The organism is Aeromonas sp. QDB56 (assembly GCF_027705505.1).
GTDB classification, from domain to species: domain Bacteria; phylum Pseudomonadota; class Gammaproteobacteria; order Enterobacterales; family Aeromonadaceae; genus Aeromonas; species Aeromonas caviae.
In genome coordinates this window covers 1-4520 of the sequence record NZ_JAPDBZ010000208.1, presented here as the reverse complement: position 1 = coordinate 4520, position 4520 = coordinate 1, and the positions used below count along the sequence as shown (strand labels likewise).

Here is a 4520-nt window from a genome sequence, read left to right as displayed (position 1 = left end):
GACTCATGATGAACCCTTTTTCATGGCTCCAGATGACAAACATGATCTCATATCAGGGACTTGTTCGCACCTTCCCTAGGATTGCAGTGTTCTGTGTGGGCTCCTCGTCATAGAGCAAAGGAGCTTGCAGTCTCATGAATCGCCCCTAGTTTCCGATCAAAATCTGTTACAGGTTCCTGAGCTCTATGCCTACATACCTACCCAACTGATGGAGTGCTTACAAGATGAAACCAATGAGAACCATCATCTAATTCTGTTTTTTGACCTAGAACAGCGCAGTAAGCCCTCTCCCCACATGATGTGAATCGCCCCCAGTTCCCTAGACACCTCACAGCCTTAAAATGAGCAACTATTGGAGGTGTTATGACCCGTCAGCGTTATCCAGAAACATTCAAAATCGAAGCCGTTAAACAAATCACCGAGCGCGGATGGCCGGTGGCTGACGTTGCACGCGCCCTTGGGGTATCCAGCCACAGTCTGTATGCCTGGCTCAGGCAGTACGGCAAGCCTGCTGACCAGCAGCTCGAAGAGTCTGCCTTGCAAGCCGAGATCCGCCGCCTGAAAGCCGAACTGCGCCAAGTCACCGAGGAGCGCAATATCCTAAAGGAGGCCGCCGCGTACTTTGCCAGCGAGTCAAGGAAAGGTACGCGTTCATAACCTCCCGACTCGACCGCTACAGTGTCGTTACCCTGTGCCAGACCCTGGGGGTTCACCGAAGTGGCTTCTATGCGTGGCTGAAACAGCCCGTATCGCCACGACAGCAGGAGGACGAACGACTGATCGGATTGGTCAAGCAATCCTGGTTGGAAAGTGGTGCTGTCTACGGCTATCGCAAGATCCATCGCGACCTTCGTGACGCAGGGGAAGGCTGCGGCATGCACCGTGTGGCCAAATTAATGACGCGGGAAGGACTGCGTTCGCAAACAGGTTATCAACGCCGCAAGGGGCATTATGGAGGCAAGAGCACGCAGGCGGCCCCAAACACGCTGGCACGTCAGTTTAAGGTGCCAGCCCCCAACATCTCCTGGGTGACTGACATTACCTACATCCGTACTCAAGAAGGGTGGCTGTACCTGGCGGTGGTGCTCGACCTGTTCTCTCGCCAGATCGTCGGCTGGGCGATGAAGTCACGCATGACGGCAGACTTGGCGGTTGATGCGTTATTGATGGCCGTCTGGCGGCGCAAGCCCAAGCAGCCGGTACTGGTGCATTCGGATCAGGGCAGCCAGTTTACCGGTGGTGAATGGCAGGACTTTCTGAAGACCCACAACCTGAGTTGCAGCATGAGCCGACGGGGTAACTGTCACGACAACGCGGTCGCCGAGAGCTTCTTTCAGTTGCTCAAACGGGAGCGGATCAAGCGCAGGATTTACGCGACAAGAGATGAAGCCCGCAGCGACGTATTTGATTATATCGAAATGTTTTACAACCCAATCAGACGCCATGGTTCCAATGATGGGTTGTCGCCGGTAGAGTTTGAAAGGCAGTTTATTTGTCAGCAACAGAGTGTCTAGAAAACCAGGGGCGATTCACTTCGACCTCAAGAACATGCAGGTAGAAACTGGGGCACAAACTATGCGCCAAGCCAAAAAAAGTCCCTTTCGAAACTCATTTTTGGGATGAAAGCGATTGGTAGTTCGGCACAATTTTGAAAAACCATAAAAGATTACCATGTCACAGCAAGGCTCTAGATGACGCGAAAAGAACCTCATATGAAGCCCAATTAATGAGCGTCCGATCTAGATTTGTCTCTAACCACAACCAATATGTTGCATATGCCACATTCAAGGTGTATATATGGCATATGCCAGTAAGGAACCCTAATGGCTAGACCTAAGATTCCACGTAACATCTGTGGCCGCCCAGCGGATAGTTGCTTCAAGCCAAATGCTCGACCCATGAGCCAGTTGGAGCAAGTTCGCTTGAAAGATGATGAGTTTGAAGCCTTGCGATTGGTCGATTTACTCGGCATGCAACAGCAAGAAGCGGCGGTGGAGATGGGGGTTTCCCGGCAGACACTGGCCAATGTTCTGAAAGCAGCCCGTTTCAAGGTCGTGGACTGCTTAACCCAGGGCAAGGCCCTTATGATGCACCTTGAGGATGAAGGAGTTACAAAACATGATCACAGCCATTCCAATGATTGATGATCGGGTCGCCAACCATTTTACCAAGGCTAATTGCTTAGTCTTTCTAGATGAACGTGGCGTTGAGATTAACCGGGTCGACAATCCTGCACTGGCGGCTAATTGTGCCGGTAAACAGAAAATGGTCGATCTATTAGCAGAGCAACAGGTTGAGCGGATTGTAGTTCGCAATATCGGCGAGCAGATGTTGGGAAAATTGCTGGCCCGGCAGTTTGTCGTGTATCAGACTGACTGTGGTCGCCGCCCAACTCATGAGCTGGTTGATCCAGTTACCAGTGGACTGAAGCAGTTGCATCAGGCTAGTCAAGGCCGTCAATCGCTGAATCATGAAGTGAAGAAAAAGTCTGGTGGTTGTAAGCATTCCGAAGGGGAGTACTCAGTGGCTTGCTGTCACGAAACTAAGCCTCTTCAGCAAGAGATGGTTCATGGTCAAGGGAACCAGATACACAGACATGGCTGTGGTCATCGCGGCCAGGGTCGTGGCAAATGCTGTCAGTCCTAAGTCAATGTGTGTTGCCAATATTGTTCACTTGGCTGAACTTGTTGGGTGTTGCACTTCTGTTCTGGCTCCGCCAGGTGCGCAAACGAGAATTGACAATATCACCTGAAACTGGTCAAGAGCGGCTTTGTGGTTGTCATACACGATGTGATGAGCATTTATATCAGATATCCGAACCAGTTAAACAGCAACGCTAATTTTGTAATATTACCTTAGTAAAAATAAACATAGGTAAAGGTTCTGACTGAGCATGGACTGAATGCTCAGTCAGATATTTATTATTATTTCATCAAGATGAAGAAGTTGAGACAAATCAGTTGAATTAGACATCTCTAATGTAGTAGCTTGAATAAAATCAACACTCATGGTGGATATCAAAATGACTTTAAATGTTCCTCAGTCTAATCTTGAGCCTGACTTGCCTAGAATTGCTTATTTTCCAGTGTCATTTTTTTCGATGATTATGGGATTGTCCGGATTTACTCTGGCTTGGAAAGGTGCCTCTGCCATTTTCTTTCATGGCATGGCCATTTGGTCAATATTTGCTTACGCGACATCAATAGCGATGGTCATATTGTCAATCCTTTATGCGGTAAAAATAGGGCGTTATACTCATTCAGTGCTAGAAGAAATTCGCCACCCGGTTCGAATAAACTTCTTTCCTTCTTTTTCTATCAGCCTCTTGCTACTTTCTGTTGTTTGGCAGCATGAAACAATAACTTCCACTTATTTATGGATTGCTGGAACCACCTTGCAAATTGCTCTTACCATGTATGTGATGAGCAGTTGGATTCACCACACTCACTACACTCTATCACATGCGAACCCAAGTTGGTTTATTCCTGTGGTTGGCAATATTATTGTCCCTATTACAGGTAGCCAATTAGGTTACACCGAGTTGAGCTGGTTTTGTTTCAGTATCGGGATCGTATTTTGGATCGTACTGTTGACGATCATCATGTACCGGCTGTTCTTTCATGAGCCATTACCCGCTCGAATGACCCCTATGCTATTTATTCTTCTAGCTCCCCCCTCTGTTGGATTTGTCTCCTATACCAGCCTAGTTGGCCAGCTTGATGTTTTTGCAAGAGTTATCTATTACATCGCACTATTTCTAGGCTTATTACTTGCAATGAATATATTTAGATTTTTCAAAGTGCCATTTTTTATCTCTTCCTGGGCCTATTCCTTTCCTTTAGCCGCTTTAACTATTGCCTCAATGAAAATGGCACATCTGACATCATCTGTATTTTTCCAAGCGTTATCGGGCGTACTATTGTGTTTATTGACTGTTTTATTGTTCTGGTTGGTAATTCGCACCATAAAAGCTGTGCTTGCTGCTGAATTGTGCCGACCTGAATAAGAGTCGTTAATTGATTGTACCGTAGGGATTTTTATGATGAAGATTGTAATTGTCGGTGGTGTCGCCGGTGGGGCCTCCGCAGCTGCACGAGCAAGAAGAGTAGCAGAAGATGCTGAAATCATAGTTCTAGAGCGTGGAGAGTTTGTATCCTTTGCAAACTGTGGTTTGCCGTATCATATCAGTGGTGAAATCGAATCACGGGATGCCTTGATACTTCAAACTCCTGATAGTTTCAAAAACCGATTCAATGTTGATGTTCGTGTATTTAATGACGTTATAGACATTGATGTAAAAAATAAAATTATAACGATTCAGCAGACGTTGACGGGGGAAACCTATCAGGAGTCATATGATAAGCTATTATTAAGCCCAGGCGCATCACCGATTAAACCGCCAATACCGGGAATTAATAGTCATCATGTCTACAGTCTGCGTAGCCAGGGTGAGAGCGTGAACAAATTGTTAAATTGAGGTCAATTTAGCCAACCCAGCATCCAGTACCTTTTCCAGATAG

General features: G+C 47.0%; 4 protein-coding genes and 1 pseudogene. All 5 read left to right on the top strand.

Annotated features, from left to right (window positions below):
- Nucleotides 1–363 precede the first annotated feature (363 nt).
- Nucleotides 364–1514, top strand: a protein-coding gene (locus tag OKB81_RS19515; RefSeq protein WP_160839163.1) for an IS3 family transposase whose coding sequence is annotated in 2 segments (ribosomal slippage) — nucleotides 364–601 and nucleotides 601–1514 — 1152 coding nt in all. Because the reading frame shifts where the segments join, the coding sequence is not laid out codon by codon here.
- A gap of 309 nt (nucleotides 1515–1823) precedes the next feature.
- A complete protein-coding gene (locus OKB81_RS19510) occupies nucleotides 1824–2144 on the top strand; it encodes a DUF134 domain-containing protein (protein ID WP_160839161.1) in 321 nt (106 codons plus the stop codon).
- On the top strand, nucleotides 2119–2646 hold the full coding sequence (locus tag OKB81_RS19505) for a NifB/NifX family molybdenum-iron cluster-binding protein (protein WP_160839159.1): 528 nt from the start codon (nucleotides 2119–2121) through the stop codon (nucleotides 2644–2646). The genes OKB81_RS19510 and OKB81_RS19505 overlap by 26 nt, the downstream gene beginning before the upstream one ends.
- Nucleotides 2647–3007: 361 nt before the next feature.
- Nucleotides 3008–4006, top strand: a complete 999-nt coding sequence (locus tag OKB81_RS19500; RefSeq protein WP_226031392.1) for an SLAC1 anion channel family protein — start codon at nucleotides 3008–3010, stop codon at nucleotides 4004–4006.
- Nucleotides 4007–4039: 33 nt separating this feature from the next.
- Nucleotides 4040–4444 (top strand): annotated as a pseudogene (locus OKB81_RS19495) (NAD(P)/FAD-dependent oxidoreductase); the annotation flags it as partial.
- Nucleotides 4445–4520: the final 76 nt, after the last annotated feature.

Excerpts from the sequence above, each read along its gene's own strand:
- OKB81_RS19500 (WP_226031392.1), top strand. The coding sequence starts at position 3,008 with ATGGTGGATATCAAAATGACTTTAAATGTTCCTCAGTCTAATCTTGAG.
- OKB81_RS19510 (WP_160839161.1), top strand. The coding sequence starts at position 1,824 with ATGGCTAGACCTAAGATTCCACGTAACATCTGTGGCCGCCCAGCGGAT.
- OKB81_RS19505 (WP_160839159.1), top strand. The coding sequence starts at position 2,119 with ATGATCACAGCCATTCCAATGATTGATGATCGGGTCGCCAACCATTTT.